Source organism: Mycobacterium szulgai, assembly GCF_002116635.1.
Taxonomy (GTDB): domain Bacteria; phylum Actinomycetota; class Actinomycetes; order Mycobacteriales; family Mycobacteriaceae; genus Mycobacterium; species Mycobacterium szulgai.
This window is the reverse complement of the sequence record NZ_LQPW01000062.1, coordinates 1-20,946: the sequence shown is the minus strand read 5'-3', so window position 1 is coordinate 20,946 and position 20,946 is coordinate 1. Positions and strand designations below refer to the sequence as shown.

The 20,946-nt window shown below is 69.4% G+C and carries 17 protein-coding genes; 9 read left to right on the top strand and 8 right to left on the bottom strand.

Going from position 1 to position 20,946, the window contains the following annotated elements; translation table 11 throughout:
* Positions 1–15 precede the first annotated feature (15 nt).
* Entirely contained in the window at positions 16–1,308 is a 1,293-nt protein-coding gene (locus AWC27_RS11320; protein ID WP_085670573.1) for a citrate synthase, read from the top strand.
* A gap of 52 nt (positions 1,309–1,360) precedes the next feature.
* Here AWC27_RS11320 and AWC27_RS11315 read toward each other — a convergent pair whose 3' ends face one another.
* Both AWC27_RS11315 and AWC27_RS11310 read right to left on the bottom strand, forming a co-directional pair.
* Entirely contained in the window at positions 1,361–2,908 is a 1,548-nt protein-coding gene (locus AWC27_RS11315) for a phytoene desaturase family protein (RefSeq protein ID WP_085670572.1), read from the bottom strand.
* Between the two features lie 15 nt (positions 2,909–2,923).
* Positions 2,924–3,187: a DUF2630 family protein gene (locus AWC27_RS11310; RefSeq protein ID WP_085670571.1), complete on the bottom strand. Its 264-nt coding sequence runs from the start codon at positions 3,185–3,187 to the stop codon at positions 2,924–2,926.
* Positions 3,188–3,294: 107 nt separating this feature from the next.
* On the opposite strand from AWC27_RS11310, the gene arfA reads away from it, so the two are divergent.
* From arfA to arfC, 3 genes are read left to right on the top strand one after another with little or no spacing between them, the layout of a single operon-like run.
* Positions 3,295–4,269, top strand: coding sequence for a channel-forming protein ArfA/OmpATb (gene arfA / locus AWC27_RS11305; RefSeq protein WP_085670589.1), 975 nt, complete (start codon positions 3,295–3,297; stop codon positions 4,267–4,269).
* 12 nt (positions 4,270–4,281) lie between these two features.
* Entirely contained in the window at positions 4,282–4,422 is a 141-nt protein-coding gene (gene arfB / locus AWC27_RS30980; protein ID WP_169726761.1) for a channel accessory protein ArfB, read from the top strand.
* Positions 4,422–5,051 (top strand): channel accessory protein ArfC, sunset domain variant, encoded by a 630-nt coding sequence (arfC, locus tag AWC27_RS11300; RefSeq protein ID WP_085670570.1) that lies wholly within the window; start codon positions 4,422–4,424, stop codon positions 5,049–5,051. Before arfB ends, arfC begins: the two co-directional genes overlap by 1 nt.
* 1 nt (position 5,052) lies before the next feature.
* On the opposite strand, the gene prrB is transcribed toward arfC, so the two are convergent.
* Entirely contained in the window at positions 5,053–6,393 is a 1,341-nt protein-coding gene (prrB, locus tag AWC27_RS11295) for a two-component system sensor histidine kinase PrrB (protein WP_085670569.1), read from the bottom strand.
* Positions 6,394–7,104 (bottom strand): two-component system response regulator PrrA, encoded by a 711-nt coding sequence (prrA, locus tag AWC27_RS11290; protein WP_139801801.1) that lies wholly within the window; start codon positions 7,102–7,104, stop codon positions 6,394–6,396. It lies immediately after the preceding gene.
* Between the two features lie 151 nt (positions 7,105–7,255).
* Here prrA and AWC27_RS11285 point away from each other — a divergent pair, with 151 nt between their 5' ends.
* A complete protein-coding gene (locus AWC27_RS11285) occupies positions 7,256–9,064 on the top strand; it encodes an ABC transporter ATP-binding protein (protein ID WP_085670588.1) in 1,809 nt (602 codons plus the stop codon).
* Positions 9,061–10,914 carry an ABC transporter ATP-binding protein gene (locus tag AWC27_RS11280; RefSeq protein ID WP_085670568.1) on the top strand — a complete coding sequence of 618 codons (1,854 nt, stop codon included), beginning with the start codon at positions 9,061–9,063 and terminating at the stop codon, positions 10,912–10,914. Before AWC27_RS11285 ends, AWC27_RS11280 begins: the two co-directional genes overlap by 4 nt.
* Here the strand turns inward: AWC27_RS11280 and AWC27_RS11275 are convergent.
* Positions 10,816–11,952: an FAD-dependent oxidoreductase gene (locus AWC27_RS11275; protein WP_085670567.1), complete on the bottom strand. Its 1,137-nt coding sequence runs from the start codon at positions 11,950–11,952 to the stop codon at positions 10,816–10,818. The two genes, AWC27_RS11280 and AWC27_RS11275, sit on opposite strands and share 99 nt — an antisense overlap.
* 95 nt (positions 11,953–12,047) lie before the next feature.
* Here AWC27_RS11275 and AWC27_RS11270 point away from each other — a divergent pair, with 95 nt between their 5' ends.
* Positions 12,048–12,590, top strand: a complete 543-nt coding sequence (locus AWC27_RS11270) for a TetR/AcrR family transcriptional regulator (RefSeq protein WP_085670566.1) — start codon at positions 12,048–12,050, stop codon at positions 12,588–12,590.
* Here the strand turns inward: AWC27_RS11270 and AWC27_RS11265 are convergent.
* Positions 12,575–13,429, bottom strand: coding sequence for an endonuclease domain-containing protein (locus AWC27_RS11265; RefSeq protein WP_245847001.1), 855 nt, complete (start codon positions 13,427–13,429; stop codon positions 12,575–12,577). The two genes, AWC27_RS11270 and AWC27_RS11265, sit on opposite strands and share 16 nt — an antisense overlap.
* An 84-nt stretch (positions 13,430–13,513) precedes the next feature.
* The gene (locus tag AWC27_RS11260) at positions 13,514–14,995 is read right to left on the bottom strand and encodes an acetyl-coenzyme A carboxylase carboxyl transferase subunits beta/alpha (protein WP_085670564.1); all 1,482 of its coding nucleotides are present in this window, start codon (positions 14,993–14,995) and stop codon (positions 13,514–13,516) included.
* 28 nt (positions 14,996–15,023) lie between these two features.
* On the opposite strand from AWC27_RS11260, the gene AWC27_RS11255 reads away from it, so the two are divergent.
* Positions 15,024–15,758 carry an enoyl-CoA hydratase gene (locus AWC27_RS11255; RefSeq protein WP_085670563.1) on the top strand — a complete coding sequence of 245 codons (735 nt, stop codon included), beginning with the start codon at positions 15,024–15,026 and terminating at the stop codon, positions 15,756–15,758.
* 5 nt (positions 15,759–15,763) lie between these two features.
* On the top strand, positions 15,764–16,876 hold the full coding sequence (locus AWC27_RS11250; protein ID WP_085670562.1) for an MBL fold metallo-hydrolase: 1,113 nt from the start codon (positions 15,764–15,766) through the stop codon (positions 16,874–16,876).
* A 2-nt stretch (positions 16,877–16,878) separates the two neighbouring features.
* Here the strand turns inward: AWC27_RS11250 and AWC27_RS32675 are convergent.
* The coding region (locus AWC27_RS32675) for a PE family protein (RefSeq protein ID WP_169726760.1) at positions 16,879–20,946 on the bottom strand (4,068 nt) is incomplete at its 5' end.

Sequence of the window (20,946 nt, the reverse complement as noted above, 5' to 3'; positions counted from 1 at the left end):
CGCAAAGGGGTTCTCGTGTCCGAAACCGACGACACCGCAACGCTGAAGTACCCGGGGGGCGAGATCGACCTGGAGGTCGTGCACGCCACCGAAGGTTCCGACGGTATTGCGCTCGGCCCGCTGTTGTCGAAGACCGGGCACACCACCTTCGACAACGGCTTCGTCAACACCGCTGCCTGCAAGAGCGCCATCACCTACATCGACGGCGACGCCGGCATCCTGCGCTACCGCGGTTACCCCATCGACCAGCTGGCGGAGAAGTCGACCTTCATCGAGGTCAGCTACCTGCTGATTTACGGTGAACTGCCCACCACGGACCAGCTGGCCGAGTTCACCCACCGGATCCAGCGGCACACCATGCTGCACGAGGACCTCAAGCGGTTCTTCGACGGCTTCCCGCGCAACGCCCACCCGATGCCGGTGCTGTCCAGCGTGGTCAACGCGCTCAGCGCCTACTACCAGGACGCCCTGGACCCGATGGATAACGCGCAGGTGGAGCTGTCGACCATCCGGTTGCTGGCCAAGCTGCCCACCATCGCCGCCTACGCCTACAAGAAGTCGGTTGGCCAGCCGTTCCTCTACCCGGACAACTCGCTGACCCTGGTGGAGAACTTCCTGCGGATGACGTTCGGCTTCCCGGCCGAGCCTTACCAGGCCGACCCCGAGGTGGTCCGGGCGCTGGACATGCTGTTCATCCTGCACGCCGACCACGAGCAGAACTGTTCGACGTCGACGGTGCGGCTGGTCGGCTCGTCCCGCGCCAACCTGTTCACCTCGATCTCCGGCGGCATCAACGCGCTGTGGGGCCCGCTGCACGGCGGCGCCAACCAGGCGGTGCTCGAGATGCTCGAGCAGATTCGCGACAGTGGCGACGACGTCGGCGAGTTCGTCCGCAAGGTGAAGAACCGCGAGGCCGGCGTCAAGCTGATGGGCTTCGGCCACCGCGTGTACAAGAATTACGACCCGCGGGCCCGGATCGTCAAAGAGCAGGCCGACAAGATTCTGGCCAAACTGGGTGGCGACCCGCTGCTGGACATCGCCAAGGAACTCGAAGAAGCCGCGCTGACCGACGATTACTTCGTCGAGCGCAAGCTCTACCCGAATGTGGACTTCTACACCGGGCTGATCTACCGGGCGCTGGGCTTCCCCGTTCGGATGTTCACCGTGCTGTTCGCACTGGGCCGGCTGCCCGGCTGGATCGCGCACTGGCGCGAGATGCACGACGAGGGCGACAGCAAGATCGGCCGTCCGCGCCAGATCTACACCGGCTACACCGAGCGCGACTACATCACCATCGACGGGCGCTAGTTTCGCCGATCGAGGCGCGCAAGTGCGCAGGCTCGCGGCGAGGGCTAACGGGCTATAGCGAGGCCAGCACAGCCATGGCGGCGTTGTGGCCGCCGATGCCCGACACCGCCCCGCCGCGGCGGGCACCCGAGCCGCACAACAGGATCCGCGCGTGGGCGGTGGCCACCCCCCACCGGCGTGCCGGGGTATCCAGCGGGTCGTCGTCGTCGGCGAAAGGCCAGGACAGCTCGCCGTGAAAGATGTTGCCCGCGGTCATGTTCAGCGTGCGCTGCAGGTCCAGCGTTGTGGTCGTCTCGATACACGGCCGACCATGCGCGTCGGTCATCAGCACATCCTGAATGGGCTCGGCCAGAACGGAATTCAGCGACGCCAATACCGACTCGTTGAGTTGAGCAGGCGAGGTGTCCGCGAACTCCGAGTGCGGGGTGTGCAACCCGAACACCGTCATCGTCTGCGCGCCCGCATCGCGCAGCGCCGGCGACAGGATGCTCGGGTCGGCCAGTGAATGGCAATACGCCTCGCACGGCAGCGGATCCGGTAACCGGCCGCCCGCCGCACGCGAGTAGGCACAGTCCAGTTGCGTCCAGGTCTCGTTGACATGGAACGTTCCGGCGAACGCCTGTTCAGCTGTGACGGTCTCGTCGCGCAACCCGGGCAGCCGGCGCAGCACCATATTGACCTTGACCTGCGACCCGGGGGCCGGTGTGGGCGGCACTTCGCCCAGCAAACCGGCCAATACCGCGGGGGTGACTCCGGCCAGCACGAACTCGCCCCGAACCACATGCTCGGCACCCACATCGCGGTAATGCACCGCGCCGTCTGGGGAGACGGCGAAAACGTCGGCATCGGTCGTGATTTCGGCACCAGAACGGGCCGCAGCGGCGGCCAGACCCGAGGTCACCGAGCCCATGCCGCCAACGGGAACGTCCCAGTCGCCGGTGCCCCCACCGAGCACGTGGTACAGGAAACAGATGTTCTGCCGCAACGATTCGTCATCGAGACGAGCGAACGTGCCGATCAGCGCATCGGTGGCGACCACGCCGCGGACCAGGTCATTGCCCACCGCGGCGGTGATGGCCCGCCCGATCGGCTCCTCGACCACGGCCCGCCACACCGCCGCCGCCTCCTTGGGGGCACCGTCGAGGACGTGGCGTCGGGCCTGCTCGCGGGTCCGCAGCGGTTCCAGCAGCGTCGGCCACAGCCGTTCGGTCAGCAGCCGGCAGCGTCGGTAGAACGCGTTGAACCCCTGCTCGTCGCCCGCGGCACCGATCGCGGCGAAGGTGGACTGCGGGCCGATCAGCAGGCCGGAGCGACCGGATGTCGCCGGATCCGGGGTGTATGAGGAGAACCGGCGCCGGGCCAGCCGCACCTGGGCACCCAGCTCGTCGATGATGCGCGGGGGCAGCAGGCTGACCAGGTAGGAATACCGCGACAGCCGGACCTCGACGCCGTCGAACGCCTGCGCCGATATCGCAGCCCCGCCGATGTGTGGCAGCCGCTCGAGCAACCGCACCCGAAGACCCGCCCGGGCCAGGTAACCGGCCGCGACCAGGCCGTTATGGCCGCCGCCAACGATGACGACGTGGTAATCGCTAGCCACCCGCGAAGCCTGGCGCTAGCTCAGGTAACCCTCGACTTCGCCGGCGGGGCGAATGGTGGCTTCGCGCGGATCGCCCCCGGTCTCGCGCAGCGCGCGCCGCTGCCGCAGCAGATCCCAGCACTGATCGAGTTGGGTCTCGATGCGGCGCAGTTCGTCATGCTCCTCGGACTCGGTGATGTCGCCCTGCTGCAGCTGAGCTCGCAGGGCTTTCTCCTGGGCAACCAGATCACGGATGTGTGCCAGGGTGTCGCGTTCCGTCGGTTTCCTCCCAGTACCCATTGCTCCAGTGTGCCCGACATTCACCGGTGTTCGGGTGTCGACTCGGTAGGCTGCATATTTGGTTCAAACGACTAAAGGGACCTGAGGGACCTGAGGGAGAAGCAATGGTGGGTACCGAGGTGGGTATAGGCGAAACGCAGTCGCCGCCCACCGACGTGCGGGGGACTCCGAAATATCAGCGACACCCGCTGGGCCGTTCCTGGCTTATTGCCGTGGCGGTCATTCCGTTGCTGTTGGCGGCAATCGGTTACGGCGCCTACGAGCGCCCCCAGGGCGTCAACGGGCCTACCGGCGCGCTGCCGACCCTGACCAATACCGCTGGCCCGTCGGCCGGTGCGGGACTGTCGCTGTCATTGCTGTCAATTAGCCGCAACGGCAACACCATTACGCTTATCGGCGACTTTCCCGATGATTCGTCCAAGGCCGCGATGATGACGGCGCTGCAAGGCTCCCTGCCGCCGGGCGTGAACATAATCGACCAAGTCCATATCGATCCCATTGTCCGGGCGCTCGATTTTTCAAAAGCCGCACCGGTTTTCGTTGCCAGCGCCCAGATTCCCGATTTCACGCTCAAGGTTGAAAGGAATACCGTTACCTTGGCCGGGACCGCGGTCTCCGGCGACCAGCGGGACGCCATTGAGCGGGCGGCCGTAAGCGCTTGGCCAGGCGTGGATATCGCCAACCGGATCGAGGCCAAACCCCCGCCCGCCCCGCCCGGGCAGTGTAATGACTTGCAAGCGGCCATCAACGCCGTGACGGGCGGGCCGATCTTCTTCGGCAGCGATGGGGTTTCGCTCACCCCGGCCGACAATCAGATGCTGACCCAGGTGGCGGCCAAGCTCAAAGCGTGTCCGAACGCGCGGGTGACGGTCAACGGCTATGCCGACAACAGTGGCGGCGAGGCGATGAACATACCGTTGAGCACTCAACGGGCAACAGCCGTCGCCGAGTACCTCGTCAAGAACGGAGTTGCCGCCGATCACGTTGCCAGCAAGGGTCTGGGTTCGGCGAACCCGATCGCCAGCAACGACACCGCCGAGGGCCGAATCAAGAATCGCCGCGTCGAACTCGTGGTCAGCTAAGGAGATTCCGGCATGAGTTTCGTGATCCAGTGGTTGAGCTGCCTGGTTGCCTTCGTAACGGGCTCGGCTATTGCGTGGGCGATCGTCGCCGTATCGATGAAGAGCCGCGACCAGGCTCCGGCGGTCGAACCGCCTGAGATCGAGGCGCCGTGATGGCGCAGGTGCACTGGTGGCTGGTCGCGGTGGCGTTTGCGCTCGGTCTGGTGCTGACGCTGGCGATGTCGATCCGGCCGACCACCGTGCGGGCGCGGGTGTGGACGCCGATCGGCGGCTTCACCGCGCCACCGCGGCCGGCCCCGGCAAAGCGGCCCGGGCCGGCGAAAAGGGTCCCCCCGCATAAGGGGCAGCGGCCCAGGCGACCGGTTGGCAAGGGCGTGCCGGCCAAGAAGGTGCCCGCTAGAAAGGGCGCGCCGACCAAGCGCATTCCGGCCGGGAAATCGCCTGCGACAGCACGGATTCCGCGGGTTGGCGAGCGGCCGACGGAACGGCTTGCGCTGACTGTCGACGCGGTCACCGAGCGGATTCCGGTCGCCAAAGATGTTGCCAGGAATCAGGTTCCCCGCACGACGCACACCCCGTACGGCCCCGGTTCCGCGCGCGCCGACGCCGACGGCAGCGGACCCGAAGGGTGGGTGGTGAAGGGACGCTCGGATACCAGGCTCTACTACACCCCCGAGGACCCCAGTTACGACCCGGTTATCGCGCAGGTGTGGTTCGAGAACGAAGAGGTTGCCGCGCGAGCGTTTTTCACGCCGTGGCGCAAGAGCACCCAGCGCAAATGATTTAAGTGGGCCCCGGCAGGCGCAGCACCAGGCGCGCGCCGCCCAGCGGGCTGTTCTCCAGCGAAGCCGTCCCGCCGTGCAGGTGCGCCTGTTGGGCGACCAGCGCCAGGCCCAGGCCCGAGCCCGAATGCGACGCCGTCGACCCGCGGGAGAACCGTTCGAAGACCACCTGGCGTTCGTCCTCGGGGACTCCGGAGCCGTCGTCGTCGATGGCGATCTCCACGCCGGCGCGCGAGCTGACCGCGGACAGCTGGACCCGGGTGGCGCCGCCGTGTTTGACGGCGTTGGCGATCGCGTTGTCGACGGTCAGGCGCAACCCGGCCGGCATCCCGACGATGATGCAGGTCGGGGACGGTACCAGGGAGACGTCGAGTTCGGGGTAGATGCGGGTGGCGTCGTGAGCGGCCCGGTCGAGCAGGTCGGTGATGTCGACGGGCACGTGGTCGTCGGAGGTGGACAGCTCGCCCTGGGCCAGCCGTTCCAGCGCGCTGAGCGTGGCCTCGATCCGCGACTGGGTGCGGATGACGTCGTTGAGCACTTCTTTGCGCTGGTCGTCGGGCAGATCCAGGGTGGACAGCACCTCGAGGTTGGTGCGCATCGCGGTCAGCGGTGTGCGTAGCTCGTGGGAGGACACCGCCGCGAAGTCGCGGGCGGATGCCAGCGCCTCCTTGGTCCGGATCTGCTCGTTCCAGATGCGTTGCAGCATGCCGCGCATCGCCTCGGCGATCTCCACGGCCTCGCTGGCACCGTGCACTTCGACCTGTGGCGCCTCGTCGCCGGCGTCGATGGACCGGGTCTGTTCGGCCAGCTGTTTGAACGGTCTTACCGCGAAGATGGCCAGCAGCCAGGCGAACACCGCGGCCGCGCCAATGGCGAAGGTACAGATCAGCAACACCCGGCGATGCAGGTTATTGGTCTCGGCGATGGTCGCGTCATACGTCGCGCCGACCGCGACCGACGTGGGCTCGGGTCCCGGGATCTCGACGGTGCGCACCCGATAGCGCACCCCGCGGATGTAGGTGTCGGCGTAGTCCTTCTGCAACTTGGGCAGGGTGATGTCGGAATTCGACTTGACCACGTTGCCGCGCCGGACCGTGATCAGGGCGTCCTGGTCATTGGGTGAGCGCGGGATTTCGTCGAGGCCACGCGGCACGAACGGGATCGCGAAGCCGGCGGCCTCGTCCAGCCGGCGGTCCAGCCGCTCCTTGCGGTCGTTGGTGATGCCGACCCACACCACGGTACCGACGATGAGCACCGGAATCGCGGCGCCGATGGCCGTCGCCACCACCACCCGGGTCCGCAACGAGGGCGTGCGGGTCAACAACCGCTGCAGCAGGTTCACCTATTGCATCCTGAGCACGAAACCGACGCCGCGCACGGTGTGCAGCAGCCGGGGGCCACCGTTGGCTTCCAGCTTGCGCCGCAGGTAGCCGATGAAGACGTCGACGACATTGGTGTCGGCGGCGAAGTCGTAGCCCCACACCAACTCGAGCAGTTGGGCGCGCGATAAGACCGCCGTCTTGTGCTCGGCGAGCACCGCGAGCAGGTCGAACTCGCGCTTGGTCAGGTCTACGTCGACGCCGTTGACCCGGGCGCGCCGGCCGGGAATATCCACTTCCAGGGGGCCGACCGTGATGGTTTCCGAGGACGACGTCGCGGTGGCGCCGCGGCGGCGCAGCAGCGCCCGCACCCGCGCCACCAGCTCGGCCAGCACGAACGGTTTGACCAGGTAATCATCGGCGCCGGCCTCCAGGCCGGCTACCCGGTCGTCGACTGAGCTGCGCGCGGACAGCACACAGACCGGCACGTCGTTGTCCATCGCGCGCAGTGCGGTGACGACGCTGACGCCGTCCAGCACGGGCATGTTGATGTCCAGCACGATCGCGTCGGGGCGTGTTTCGGTGGCGCTGCGCAGGGCCTCGGCCCCGTCGACGGCGGTCGACACCTCGAATCCGGACAGCCGCAGGCCGCGTTCCAGCGAGGCGAGCACGTCGGAATCGTCATCGACGACCAAGACTCGAGGCGAGGTCAGACCAGTGTCCATGCGGCCTATTTTGCCTGATTGTGATCTATGGCGGTGGGAGGCGCGGGCAAACCTGGTTTGGCTGAATGGTTACGGTTTCGACGCTGCGCTGCGACTGCCCGGCCTCATCATCGAAAACGATGGCAGGTCAAGACTTTCGACGTCTTGGCCGCTTTTCGCAATGGTATCGGGAGACAAGCTCGTCGTGACTGAACTCGTGTGCGTGCCGGCGATCGCGGCCGCGCCCCGGCGGCGCCGGGCGGTCACCAACCTGCGACGGCTGCTGCGCTACCTGATTCCCTACCGGGGGCGCTGGATCGTCATCTTGGTGGCCGCGGGCGCCAGCCTCGTTGCGACGGTGGGGATCCCGATCATGACCAAGGCCGTGATCGACGGACCGGTACGCCACCACGACCTGCGCGGGCTGTGGACGTTGGGCGCGGCGGCCATGGCGCTCGGGCTCTCCGAGGCCGCGATGTTGTTCATCCGCCGCTGGCTCACCGCGCACGCCACCATGGGCGTGGAAGCCGATATTCGCCGTGAGCTGCATGCTCGTTTGCAGTTGCTGCCGATGGCCTTCCATCAGCGCTGGCAGTCCGGGCAATTGGTGTCGCGGATCATGAACGACCTGGCCACCATTCGCGACCTGTTGTCGTTCGGCGCGGTTTTCATGATGCTCAACGTGCTTCAGATCACCGTGGTGACGGTGTGCCTGCTGGTGATGTACTGGCCGCTGGGTCTGGTGGTGCTGGGGTCGATCGTGCCGATCGTGGCGACCGTGCTGCATTACCAGGGCGAATTCACCCGGTTGTCGCGTCACGTCCAGGACCAAACCGGCCATTTGGCAACGCATGTCGAAGAGTCGACGCTGGGGCGCGGTGTGGTGCTGGCGTTCGGTCGCGAAGACCAGGTGTTCGACCAGTTCGACGCGGAGGTCACCACGCTCTATGACGTCGGCCGCGACAAGGTCTCGGTGGCCGCGAAGTTCTGGACTTTACTCGAGGTCATCCCGAACCTCGCGCTGATTGTGCTGCTGGGCTTCGGCGCCTATGCGGTGGGCCACGAGATGCTCACCATCGGCACGCTGGCCGCCTTCATCACCATGACACTGTCGCTGGTCTGGCCCGTCACGGCGATGGGATTCTTGCTTTCCATGACCCAGGAGGCGATGACGGCTGCCGACCGGATCGCCGAAATCTTCGATGCCCCTTGCGATGTCGGCGCTGAGGCGGGCGAGGATCCGGCGTTGTCCGGTTGGCTGGAGTTGCGCGACGTCGGGTTCCGGGTCCCGACCGGCGAGTGGTTGCTGCGGCACATCACGCTCACCATCGCGCCGGGGGAGACGCTGGCGCTGGTCGGCGCCATGGGTTCGGGTAAGTCGTTGCTCACCTCGCTGCTGTCCCGGATCTACGACGTGTCCGAGGGGCAGATCCTCATCGACGGCCATGACATCCGCGAACTGTCGTTGCCCGCGCTGCGCAGGGCCGTCAGCACCGCGTTCGAGGAACCGACGGTGTTCTCCATGTCGGTGGCCGAGAACCTGCGCCTGGGCCGGCCGGAGGCCAGCGACGCGGAAGTTTTCCAGGCTATCGAGGTGGCCGCCGCGGAGTTCGTCTACGAGCTGCCGTTCGGGCTGGATACCCGCATCGGAGAGCAGGGCATGCAGCTTTCCGGCGGGCAACGGCAACGCTTGTGCCTGGCCCGGGCGCTGGTGGCCGCGCCGCTGATCTTCGTCATCGACGACGCCCTGACCGGGCTGGATGCGCGCACCGAGGCCGAGGTGATCGCCGCGTTGCGCCGGGTTCTGAACGGGGCCACCGGGATTGTGGTCGCGCGCCGGCCGTCCACCGTGGCGCTCGCCGACCGCGTCGCCTTGCTGGAAGACGGAACCATTACCCACATCGGCACGCACGCAGAGCTTTTCGCGCAGGTGCCGGCGTACCGGCAGCTAATGGCCGGCGCACCAACCGAATTGGCGGAACAACGATGACGACCCTGGATACCCGTCCCATTCCGGTACGCGAGGTCTCAAGCGCTGAACCGGATCCAGCGATCGACGACACCCTGGCACACGGTCGCGACGCCCGGCTGCTGCTGGGCTCGCTGATGCGTCCGCACGCCCGGGCGCTGGGCTTGTTGTTGTTGGTAGCGGTGGTGGAAAACGCTGCGCGCCTCACGGTTCCGCTCTTGGTGCGCCGCGGCATCGACTACGGAATCCCGTCGATCATGCATGGCGAATCGGCGCGCGCGCTGTTCCTCATCGTCGGGATGCTGTGCTTGACGGTTGTCGTGCACGGTTTGAGCCGTTGGCTGTTCCTCAACCGCGCCGGGGTGGTGCGACTCAAGGTGCTGCTGGAGTTGCGCCGCCGGGTGTTCCGGCACTTTCAGCGACTCGACACCGCGTTTCACGAGCGGTATACCACCGGCCGGGTGGTCAGCCGGCTGACCAATGACGTCGAAGCCGTCCAGGACATGCTCGCGGCCGGCTTCGACTGCCTGATCACCGCGGCGCTCACGCCGATCGGCATCGGCGTGCTGCTGGTCGTGCTCGACTGGCAGCTCGGGCTGATGTGCTTGGCGGTGTTTCCCGTCCTGCTGGCCCTGGGTGCCTGGTTTCGCGCCGAGTCGTCGAAGACCTACCGAGAGGTGCGGGAGAGCACCGCGCTGGTCATCATGCAGTTCATCGAGGCGATGGCCGGCATCAAATCGCTGCAGGCCTACCGGCAGGAGGCGCGCAACCAGGTCGTCTTCGAAGACATCGCCGACCAGTACCGCACCATCAACGAGAAGTCCTTCAAGCTGATGGCCCTGTTCACCCCAGGCGTGAAGGTGATCGGCAACGTCACCATCGGCATGGTGCTGATTTACGGCGGGATTCTGGTGCTGCGCGGCGATATGACGATCGGAACGTTCGCGGCGTTTCTGCTGTACCTGCGGATGTTCTTTGAACCCATGCACGAAATAACCCACTTTTTCAACGCTTTTCAGGCCGCGGGGTCGGCTTTGGAGAAGCTGGCCGCAGCGCTTGGCAGACGGCCGGCGGTCTCCTACGCCGACGCGCCGGCGCGCAAGTCGGTGCGCGGCGCGGTCGCTTTTCGGGGCGTGCATTTCGGTTACGTGCCCGGCCGCCCGGTGCTGTCCGGGCTGTCGCTGGCCGTGCCCGCGGGGCAGACCGTCGCGCTGGTCGGGGCCAGCGGTGTCGGCAAGTCCACCGTCGCCAAACTGCTGGCCCGGTTCTATGACCCGACGTCGGGTTCGGTCACCCTCGACGGTGCCAACCTGCGCCAGCTGCCGCGGTCGGAATTGCGGCGCCATGTGGTGCTGGTCTCTGAAGAGAGCTTCCTGTTCTCCGGCTCTATCGCCGACAACATCCGGTTCGGTCGCCCGGATGCCACCTCGGGTGAGGTCGAGGAAGCGGCCAGGGTGGTCGGGGCCGACCGGTTCATCGAGGCGCTGCCCGCCGGGCTCGAGACCCAGATCAGCAACGGGGGCGTGCTGCTGTCGGCCGGGCAACGTCAGCTCATCGCCCTGGCGCGGGCGTTGCTGGCCGATTCGGCCGTCCTGATCGTGGACGAGGCGACGTCAGCGCTGGATCTGCCGGGTCAGCGGGTGGTGCGACGGGCGATTGAGACGGTGCTAGCCGACCGGACGGTGCTGCTGATCTCGCACCGCCCAGACGACGTCGATGGCGTCGACCGGGTGGTCGTGCTCGGCGAAGGCGGCGAGATCCTCGCCGACCGATCACCGGTAGACCAGGCCACTCAACCGCCAGGCCAGCTGGCGTCGCACCGCGGGCGCTTTGGCGGCCAGTCGCAACGCCGAATTGCGAATCGGGCGTAGCGGGCGCGGCAGAGTCGACACGCGGGTGAGGCGCCCGGTCAGGCTGAGCACTTGCTGGGCCTTATGGCGCTGGGATGCGCTGTAGGCGTCCAGCGCGGCTGGGCCCTCGGCGAGCGCATCGGCCAGCGCTTTAGACAGCGTGACGGCGTCGGTGATGCCCAGGTTCATGCCCTGACCCCCGGCCGGGCTGTGCACGTGGGCCGCGTCGCCGGCCAGCAGGATCCGGCCGGCCCGGTAGCGATCGGCGACCCGGTGATGGATTCGGAACCGCGAGCCCCACAGCAGCTCGGTGACCACGGTGCGGCCCGGCCCGAAGCCGCGGGTGTCCAGTAGGTGCTGGACGAACCGTGCGTCCGGTGATTCCGGTGCGTCGGCAGCCGGCGCGACGACCCGGAAGATGCCGTCGGGCAGCGGGGCCAAAACGTTCAGACCGTCGTTGCCGTAGAACAGGATCACCTCGTCGCGTGGCGCCTCGCCGGTGACGCGAACATCGGCCAGGGCGAAGGACTCGGCGAATTCGCCGCCGGAAAAGCCGATGCCGGCTTGGGCGCGCACCGTGCTGTTCATTCCGTCGGCGCCGACAACATAACCGGCCCTTAGGGTTTCGCCGTCGTCGAAGGTGGCGGTGACGCCGGTCGCGTCCTGGTCAAGGCGGTTGAGGGCCTTGGGGCGGATCACCTCGCCGCCAAGCTCACTGAGGCGTCGCTCCAGGATTTGTTCGGTGTCGGCCTGGGAGATCATCAGGGTGTACGGGTAGTCGGTCGGCAGGATGCTGAAGTCGATCGGGATCAGCACGCTCTTGCCTTGGCGCATGGTGAACCGGGGCGCGACGAGACCCGTTTTGACCATGCGCCAGGACACGTCGAGTTCCTCGAGAACCTCGAGTGTGCGTGCGTTGACGGCGGCCGCGCGCGAGGTGTTGGCGCCCGACGGCAGCTTGTCGACGACGACCGCCTTGATGCCGCGGGACAGCAGGGACGCGGTCAGGGTGAGACCGGTGGGGCCGGCGCCGATGACCAGGACGTCGATGTCGTTCATGGTTCCTCCTCTGGATAGTCAACGCTTGTTGGCATAACTCCAGGGTGGCGTGTCGGGCTGGTGATGTCAACACTTGTTGGCCTACAATTGTTGACATGCGCAGATCGTCGGAAGAAACCAAGGCCGTAATCCTGGCCGCGGCGCGGGAACGGTTCGGCATGGCAGGCTTTCAGGCGGCCACGATTCGGGCGATCGCCGCCGACGCCGGGATCGATCCCGCGATGGTGATGCGCTACTACGGCAACAAGGACAAGTTGTTCGCCGCCGCGGTCGAGTTCGATCTGCGGTTTCCGTCTTTGGACTCCATTGACCGCGCCGAGGTCGGTTCGACGTTGGTCCGCCACTTCTTCGAGCGCTGGGAGGGTGACGAGGCGCTGGTGATTCTGCTGCGCTGTGCCACCACCAACGAAGAAGCGGCGCAACGGATGCGGGAGATCTTTGGGACGCAATTGCAGCCGCTGGTCGCAGCGCTGGTGCCGGCCGGCGAGGCGGCGCGACGAGCGGGCCTCATTGCCACGCAGATTCTAGGACTTGCGTTGTGCCGCTTCGTGTTACGGCTACCGCCGGTTGTCGAGATGTCGCGTGACGAGGTGGTCGAGTGGCTGGGCCCGACGATCCAGCGTTATTTGGTGGGCTGACGGTATCCGCGGCGGCGCAGCGCCTCGCGGGCTTTGCGCACAATGCTTTCGGGCCGGTCCTCGGCGACTACGCGGATGACGATCCAGCCAAGCTCCTCGAGTGTCTTCAGCCGGCGCATATCTCGCACGTACTGACGCCGATTGGTGCGGTGCTGGTCGCCGTCGTACTCGACTGCGACCTTGACCTCTTCCCAGCCCATATCGAGGAACGCGACCGTCCGGTAGTTGGCTACCACCGGTATCTGCGTCTGCGGGGTGGGCAAGCCCGCGTCGATAAGCGTTAGCCGCAGCCAAGTCTCCTTCGGTGAAGCCGCGCCGGCATCTATGCGGGGCAGAACCTGTCTGAGCTGGCGCACTTGTCGGGCTCGCGGGTGTCGCCTGGTGAGCAGCAGTACCTCCTCGATGGCGAACGGCGTGGCCCGCATGAGTGCGTCGAGTCGGGCCACCGCAGTTGCGGGGGAGTGTTGCCGTCCCAGGTCGAATGCCGTGCGTGCCGGCGTGGTTACCGGCAGGCCGGCGACGCGGGTGACTTCCTTGGCGTCCAGCCGCTGATTGCGGGTGAGCACGCCGTGGGGCGCATGCTGATTGCGCCAGATCAGCTCTACGGGGCCGTCGTCGTCGATCCAATTGGAGCCGTGCAGTGCCGCAGCGGCCAGCCCGGCAAGGACGCCGCGCCGGCCCGACCACAGCCACGCGGCTTCGCTGCGGATTCGCAGCGTGGGTTCGACGTGGCGCCTCAGGTAAATGCCGGGGTAGATGGGGCGGAAGCTGGTCCGCAGCTGGTACCTGGTCAGCTTGCCTGCGCGCAAAGCCTCACTGCCGACAATCAGGTCTCTCACGCACGGTAGGACGTCATGGCCTGCTGGTGAGTTTCGTCCAGACATAAGCCTGGCACAGGTTTTTCGGCGTTTCGTGTGCCGTGGTTATGTGTCGCGGGGGACCCCGATGCTGCGGTACCGCTGCAATCGCGCGGCTGTGCGTTCGGCTGCTGGAGTATCCCGCAGCGCGGCCAGCTCGGCGGCTATGGCGCGGGATAGCCGTACCGAGAACTCGACCGGCTCATCGGCGGCTTCGGGAAGCTCAGGCACGATCGCGTCGACGATCCCGGACTCAAGCAAGTCTGCCGACCGAATGCCTTGTGCGGCGGCGAGTTCAGGGGCGTGCGCGGTGTCGCGGAAAACGATGGCGCTGGCGCCCTCGGGCGGTAGCGGCGCCAGCCAGCCGTGCAGCGCGGCCAGCACTCGGTCGGCGGGGACCATGGCCAGCGCGGGACCGCCGCTGCCCTGGCCCAGCAGCACCGACACCGTCGGCGTATCCAACGTCACGAGTTCGGCCAGGCACTGGGCGATCTGGCCGGCCAGACCACCCTCCTCGGCTTCCGCCGACAGCGCCGGTCCGGCCGTGTCGATCACCAGCACCAGCGGTAGCCGTAGCCCGGCGGCCAACGCCATGCCGCGCCGGGCCGCTCGCAGGGACTCGGGTCCGACGATCCCGCCGCCGACGCGCTGCTGGCCGAGGACCACCGCCGGCTGGCCCGACAGACGGGCGAGCGCCAGCAGGGTCGTCGCCGCCTCGCCGTGCCCGGTGCCGGCCAGCGGCACTACGGCGGTGGCGCCGTGTTGCAGCAGCTGCCTGACATCCGGGCGGTCCGGGCGGCGCGACGCGATCACCGAATCCCAGGCCGGCACATCGGATATCGGCGCGGGCGGCGGCTTGGCCGGCGCTGGCTCGGGGGCGTCGGTGATCACCGTCAGTGCACGATCCAGCGTCCGTCGCAGCCGCTCGAGTGCGACGACGCCATCGATGACCCCGTGTTGCTGCAGATTTTCCGCCGTCTGAATGCCCGGCGGAAACGGCTCGCCGTACAACAGCTCGTACACCCGCGGCCCGAGAAAGCCGATCAGCGCGCCCGGCTCGGCGACGGTGACATGTCCCAGCGAACCCCAGGACGCGAAAACGCCTCCGGTGGTCGGGTTTCGCAAATACACCAGGTACGGCAGGTGTGCCCGCTTGTGTAATTCGACGGCGGCGGCGATCTTGACCATCTGCAGAAACGCGACGGTGCCCTCCTGCATGCGGGTGCCGCCGGAGCTGGGCGAGGCCAGCAGCGGCAGCCGCTCAGCGGTCGCCCGCGCGACGGCGGCGGCGATCCGTTCGGCCGCGGCCACCCCGATGGACCCGCCCAGGAAGTCGAACTCGCAGACCACTACGGCCACTCGGCGCCCGAAGACGCTGCCCTCGCCGGTCAGCACGGATTCGTCGCGGCCGGTGGCGGCGCGGGCATCGGCCAGTTCCCGCGCGTAGGCGTCGGTGATCGGCACGTGCAGCGGCTTGCTGTCCCAGCTGATGAACGAGCCCTCGTCCAGTACCGCGTCGCGCAGTTGGTCGGTCGTGATCCGGCTCACACGCACGAGGCTATATATCCTGGCCCCCATGATCGGTATCACCCAGACCGAAGCGGTTCTGACCATTGAGCTGCAGCGGCCCGAGCGGCGCAACGCCCTGAATTCCCAGCTCGTCGAGGAGTTGCGGGAGGCGGTGCTCAAAGCCGGTAGTGGTGGCTCCATCCGGGCCATCGTGTTGACCGGCCAGGGCACGGTGTTCTGCGCCGGAGCCGACCTGAGCGGGGACGCGTTCGCCGCGGATTACCCTGACCGGCTCGTCGAACTGCATCGTGTGCTGGACGCGACGCTGATACCGGTGATCGGCGCCATCAACGGGCCCGCGATCGGTGCCGGGCTGCAGCTGGCCATGCAGTGTGATCTACGGGTCATCGCACCGGATGCGTTTTTCCAGTTCCCGACATCGAAATACGGTCTGGCCCTGGATAATTGGAGTATCCGCCGGCTGTCGTCGCTGGTTGGTCACGGTCGGGCCCGCGCGATGTTGCTGACCGCGGAGAAGCTGGACGCCGAGACCGCGCTGCTCACCGGAATGGCCAACCGGATCGGAACGCTGGCCGATGCCCAGGCGTGGGCGGCCGATATTGCGGGTCTGGCGCCGCTGGCGATTCAGCACGCCAAACGGGTACTCAACGACGACGGGTCCATCGAGGAACCCGAACCGGTGCACAAAGAGCTGTTCGACAAGGCGTGGGGCAGCCAGGATGTGATCGAGGCACAGGTCGCTCGGGTGGAGAAGCGGCCGCCGAACTTTCAGGGGGCGTAATCGTCATGACGGCCCGAGTGCTGCGACTGGCGGCCGGTACCGCCTCGCTGGCGGCAGGCAGCTGGCTTTTGCGTGCGCTGCACGGTGCGCCTGCGGCACTTGGCGCCGACCCGGCGTCCCTTGAGGCGGCTGCGGAGGCGTCGCCGAACTACCGTGACGGTTCCTTTGTCAACCTCGACCCGTCCTCGCTGTACTTGATGGACCGTGAGCAGTTGCGGCTCATCGGCTGGGAGTTGCTCGCGGCGCGCAAGGCTAGCCGTCCCCCTGCGCCGATCCCGTTGGCAGCTCCCGAGATCTACCGCGGCGAAGCCAGCCGGCTCGCCGTGAGCTGGTTCGGCCATTCGACCGCGCTGCTGGAAATCGACGGCTACCGCGTGCTTACGGATCCGGTGTGGAGCAATCGTTGTTCGCCGTCGGACATCGTCGGTCCACAGCGGCTGCATCCGCCGCCGGTGCAACTGGAAGGCCTGCCCGCCGTCGACGCGGTTGTCATCAGCCACGACCACTACGACCACCTGGACATCGATACGATCACGGCGCTGGCGCGCAGCCAGCGTGCCCCGTTCTTCGTACCGCTCGGGGTGGGCGCCCATCTGCGGTCGTGGGGGATTCCGAAGCATCGGATCGTCGAGCTGGACTGGAATGAAAGTGCTCAGGTCGACGAGCTCACCGTCATTTGCGTGCCGGCGCGGCATTTCTCCGGGCGTTTCTTCACCCGGAACAACACGCTGTGGGCGTCGTGGGCGTTTGTCGGGCCCAGCCGTCGCGCGTACTTCGGCGGTGACACCGGATACACCAAGAGCTTCGCGCAGATCGGCGCTGATCATGGGCCGTTCGACCTGACGCTGATGCCGATCGGCGCGTACCACACGGCCTGGCCCGACATCCACATGAACCCCGAGGAAGCTGTGCGGGCGCACCTGGATGTCAGTGAATCGGGGCTGCTGGTACCGATTCACTGGGGCACGTTCCGGCTGGCGCCGCATCCGTGGGCCGAGCCGGTTGAGCGGGTGCTGACGGCCGCCGATGACGCCGATGTTCAGGTGGCGGTGCCGTTGCCCGGTCAGCGCGTCGATCCGACGACGCCGTTGCGGTTCAACCCGTGGTGGCGGCTCTAGGGTTAGCCGCCTGCCCCGCCCGTCCCGCCTGCCCCGCCGTCGCCGATCAGCCCGCCGCCGCTTAGCGTTGCGCCGTCTCCTCCGGTGCCGGGATCTCCGCCGTCGCCACCGGTGGTGCCCGTCGGGGGTGCGCCGGCGTTGCCAACCGTTCCCGGGACGCCGAGGGTAGAGCCAATTTGGCCGCCGTTGCCGCCCGTGCCGCCGGTGCCGCCGGCGCCACCCGTACCACCGACGCCGCCGGAACCGCCGGCGCCGCCAGTGCCACCATCGCCTCCGGCGCCGCCGGTTCTCGTCTCGGTCGAACCGATGCCGGTGGCATCACCCGTACCGCCGACGCCGCCGGTACCACCGGCGCCGCCGTCGCCCCCGGTGCTTCCGGCAGCCGTGCCGTCGCCACCCAGTCCGCCGTTGCCGCCCTTGCCCGCACCGCCGCCATTCGGGCCCGCGCCGCCGGCTCCGCCGGTGCCGCCGGCCCCGCCCGTCCCGCCGGCTACCGTCCCGTTGCCGCCCGCTCCGCCATCGCCGCCGTTGGCGCCAGGGGTACCAGTCCCGTTGTTGGGGCTTGCGAACGACTGCCCACCAGCGCCGCCAGCCCCACCCACACCGCCCGTCCCGTTGGGGCCGATGGCGTCGCCGCCGGTCCCGCCCGTGCCGCCGGCGCCTGCGGGACTCAGGCCAAAGCTACTGCCCGTCCCGCCCTGTCCGCCGGTGCCGCCGGTGACATATCCGGTGCCGCCGCTTCCGCCGGTTCCGCCGGTTCCGCCATTGTTGCCGCCAACGCCGCCCTGTCCGCCGGTGCCGCCGATGCCGCCGGGGCTGGTGGAGTTGCCACCGTTGCCGCCGGTGCCGCCAGTTTGGCTGGTGGAGAAGCCGCCGAAGCCGCCTAAGCCGCCGCCGCCGCCGTACCCGCCCTTGCCATCTGCGCCACCGACACCTCCGGTGCCGGCCGCGCCACCGCCGCCCGCGTCACCGCCGTTGCCGCCGTTGCCCACCTGGCTGAGGGGGTTGCCGTTGGCGTCGACGACGCCACTAGAGCCCGCACCGCCCCACCCGCCGGTTCCGCCGTTTCCGCCGCTGCCATTGGTGCCACCAGCGCCGGTATTGCCACCTTCGCCGCCGTTGCCGCCCAGCCCGCCGTTGCCTCCGGTGCCGGCGTAGGCGGCGCTGTAAGCGCCGAAACCGCCGCCGCCGCCAGTCCCGCCGGCGCCGCCTGCCCCACCAGCGCTGGCGCCATAACCGCCGTTGCCGCCGTTGCCGCCGTTACCGCCAATCCCGGTGGTCGAGCTAGATGCATAGAGGCCATAGCCGCCGGTGCCGCCGTCGCCGCCGTCGCCGCCGGTGCCACTGGCGCCGGTCGCATCCCCGCCGGCACCGCCGGTGCCGCCGGTGCCGCCGGAGCCATACGCTGACGCGGAGCCACCGAGCCCGCCGCCGCCGCCGTTGCCGCCGCCCGCGGCGCCGGTGCCGCCCTTGCCGCCGTTGCCGCCGTTGCCGCCGGTGTAGTTGTAATTGCCTCCCCCGCCCGCACCGCCGACGCCACCGTCGCCTCCGGTGCTCCCGGTGCCGGTTGCGGTACCGCCGTTGCCGCCGTTGCCGCCATTGCCGCCGTGGTCGCCGGCCCCGGCAATACCGGTGGGGGTGATGGCCGTTTGGTTAGTGCCAGCGTTGCCGCCGGTGCCGCCGATGCCACCCCGACCACCGGTGCTGCCGGTGCCGTTGGCGTCGCCGCCGTTGCCCCCGTTGCCTCCGGTGCCGCCGGCGCCGGACGCGTTGTGGGTGGCCCCGTCGCCTCCCGCGCCGCCGGCGCCTCCCGTGCCTCCCGTGCCGCCATTGCCCTCGGAGCCACCGGTTCCGCCGGTGCCGGCATGGCCGCCCGCGCCCGAGTTTCCTCCGCTTCCGCCGTCGCCGCCGTCGCTGCCCGATTCGGGTCCGGCGGCTCCAGTGCCTCCGGTGCCGCCGTCGCCGCCGTTTCCGCCCTTGCCGCCATTGCCGTTGGTGCCGCCGACGCCGCTGCCGCCCTGGCCGCCGTCCCCGCCGCCCCCGCCAGCTCCGCCAACTGCACCGGTGCCATCGGCCAGAGTCGTTGTGGCATCGGCGCCGATGCCACCATCGCCGCCGGTCCCTCCGGTCCCGCCGGTGCCGGCGGACCCATTGGCGCCACCGTCGCCACCGGCGCCGGCTTGGCCGGCCGCTCCGGCGGCACCGCCGGTGCCGCCCGCTCCGCCGCTGCCGGCGGCGGTGGCTGAGTCGCCGTCGGCGCCGTGGGCGCCGGTGCCGCCGGCGCCGCCGATGCCGCCATTGCCACCGCTGCCGTTGGTGCCGCGGAAGCCGTCACCGATGCCGGTCTCGGGGTGGCCGCCCGCGCCGCCGTCGCCGCCGGCACCGCCGGCCCCGCCGGCGTAGCCCGTGTTGCCGGTGCCGTTGGCCAACGTCCCGGTGGCGTTGTCGCCGGCTCCGCCGGTGCCGCCATTGCCGCCATTGCCGCCCGAGCCCGCTGCGCCGTGGTAGACGCCGGTACCGCCGTTACCGGTTTGGCCGCCGGCGCCGGCGGAGCCGCCGGCGCCTCCACCGCCCCCGTTGCCGCCGGCTGCGCCGAGCCCGACGCCGGATCTCCCGTCGGCGCCGTTGCCGCCGTTGCCGCCGTTGCCGCCAAGGCCGCCGTGGCCGTTTGTGCCGCCGTCGGAACTTCCCCCACCCGCACCTCCGGCGCCCCCGGCGCCGCCGGCGAACCCGTCGTTGCCGGTGCCGTCGGCCAGATTGGTGGTGGCGCTGTCGCCGTCGCCGCCGGTGCCCCCACCGCCGCCGGCGCCTCCGGTGCCTCCAGTGCCGTGGGCGCCCCCGGTGCCGAGATCGCCGGCCTGGCCACCTGCACCGGCTTCGCCGCCGGTACCGCCGGTGCCGCCGTTCCCGCCGGCTACTCCCTGGCCGACGCCGGACTGGCCGTTGGCGCCGGTGCCGCCGGTGCCGCCGTTGCCGCCGTTGCCGCCGCTGCCGTTGGTGCCGCCTTGGCTGTTGCCGCCTTGGCCGCCACGGCCGCCGGACCCGCCAGCGAACCCGTCGCTGCCGGTGCCGTCGGCGAGAGCCGTGGTGGCGTTGTCGCCGGCGCCGCCGTTTCCGCCGGTCCCGCCGGTGCCGCCGGTTCCGGCCGAGCCGCTGGTGCCGCCGGTGCCGCCGCTGCCGACCTGGCCGCCTGCACCGGCCGTGCCGCCGGTCCCTCCGGCGCCACCGGCCCCGCCGGCTGTGCTCAGGCCGAGGCCCGACTGGCCGTTGGCGCCGGTGCCGCCGGTGCCGCCGTTCCCGCCCGTTCCGCCGTTACCGTTGCTGCCACCGGCGATTCCGTTGCCGCCGGCCCCGCCTGCGCCGCCGTTGCCGCCGTTGCCGCCGTCGCTGCCGGTGCCGTCGGCCAGCACGGTGGCCGCGTTGGCTCCGGCACCCCCGTTTCCGCCGGTACCGCCGGTCCCGCCAGTCCCGGCAGCGCCCTGGGCGCCGCCGCTACCACCGGTGCCGGCTTGCCCGCCCGCACCGGCCGTCCCGCCGTGGCCGCCGGCACCGCCATTGCCGACGGCGGCACCGAGGTCGACGCCGGATCGGCCGGTGCCGCCGGCGCCGCCGAGGCCGCCGTTGCCCCCGGCGCCGCCGTTGCCGTTGCCACCACCGGCGATTGCGTTGCCGCCCGCTCCGCCGGCGCCCCCGTCCCCGCCCGCAAAGCCTTCGTTACCAGTTCCATCGGCCAGGGTGCCCGCGCCGGCGCTGCCCGTACCGCCGGTGCCGCCCGCACCGCCGGTACCACCGGTGCCCGCGGTCCCAGCGGTGCCGCCGCCGGCACCGGCCGCACCGCCGGCACCAGCGATCCCTCCACCGCCGCCCGTGCCGCCGTCACCGCCGATTGCGCCGTCGCCGGAGCCGCCGTTTCCGCCCGCGCCGCCGGCGCCGCCATCACCGCCGTGCCCGCCGACCCCGCCGGCACCGAACAGCAGGCCCTTGGCGCCACCGGCCCCGCCCGCTCCACCGGTACCCCCGACGCCGCCGGTCAACCCGACCGCACCCGAGCCGGCCGCACCGGAGGCACC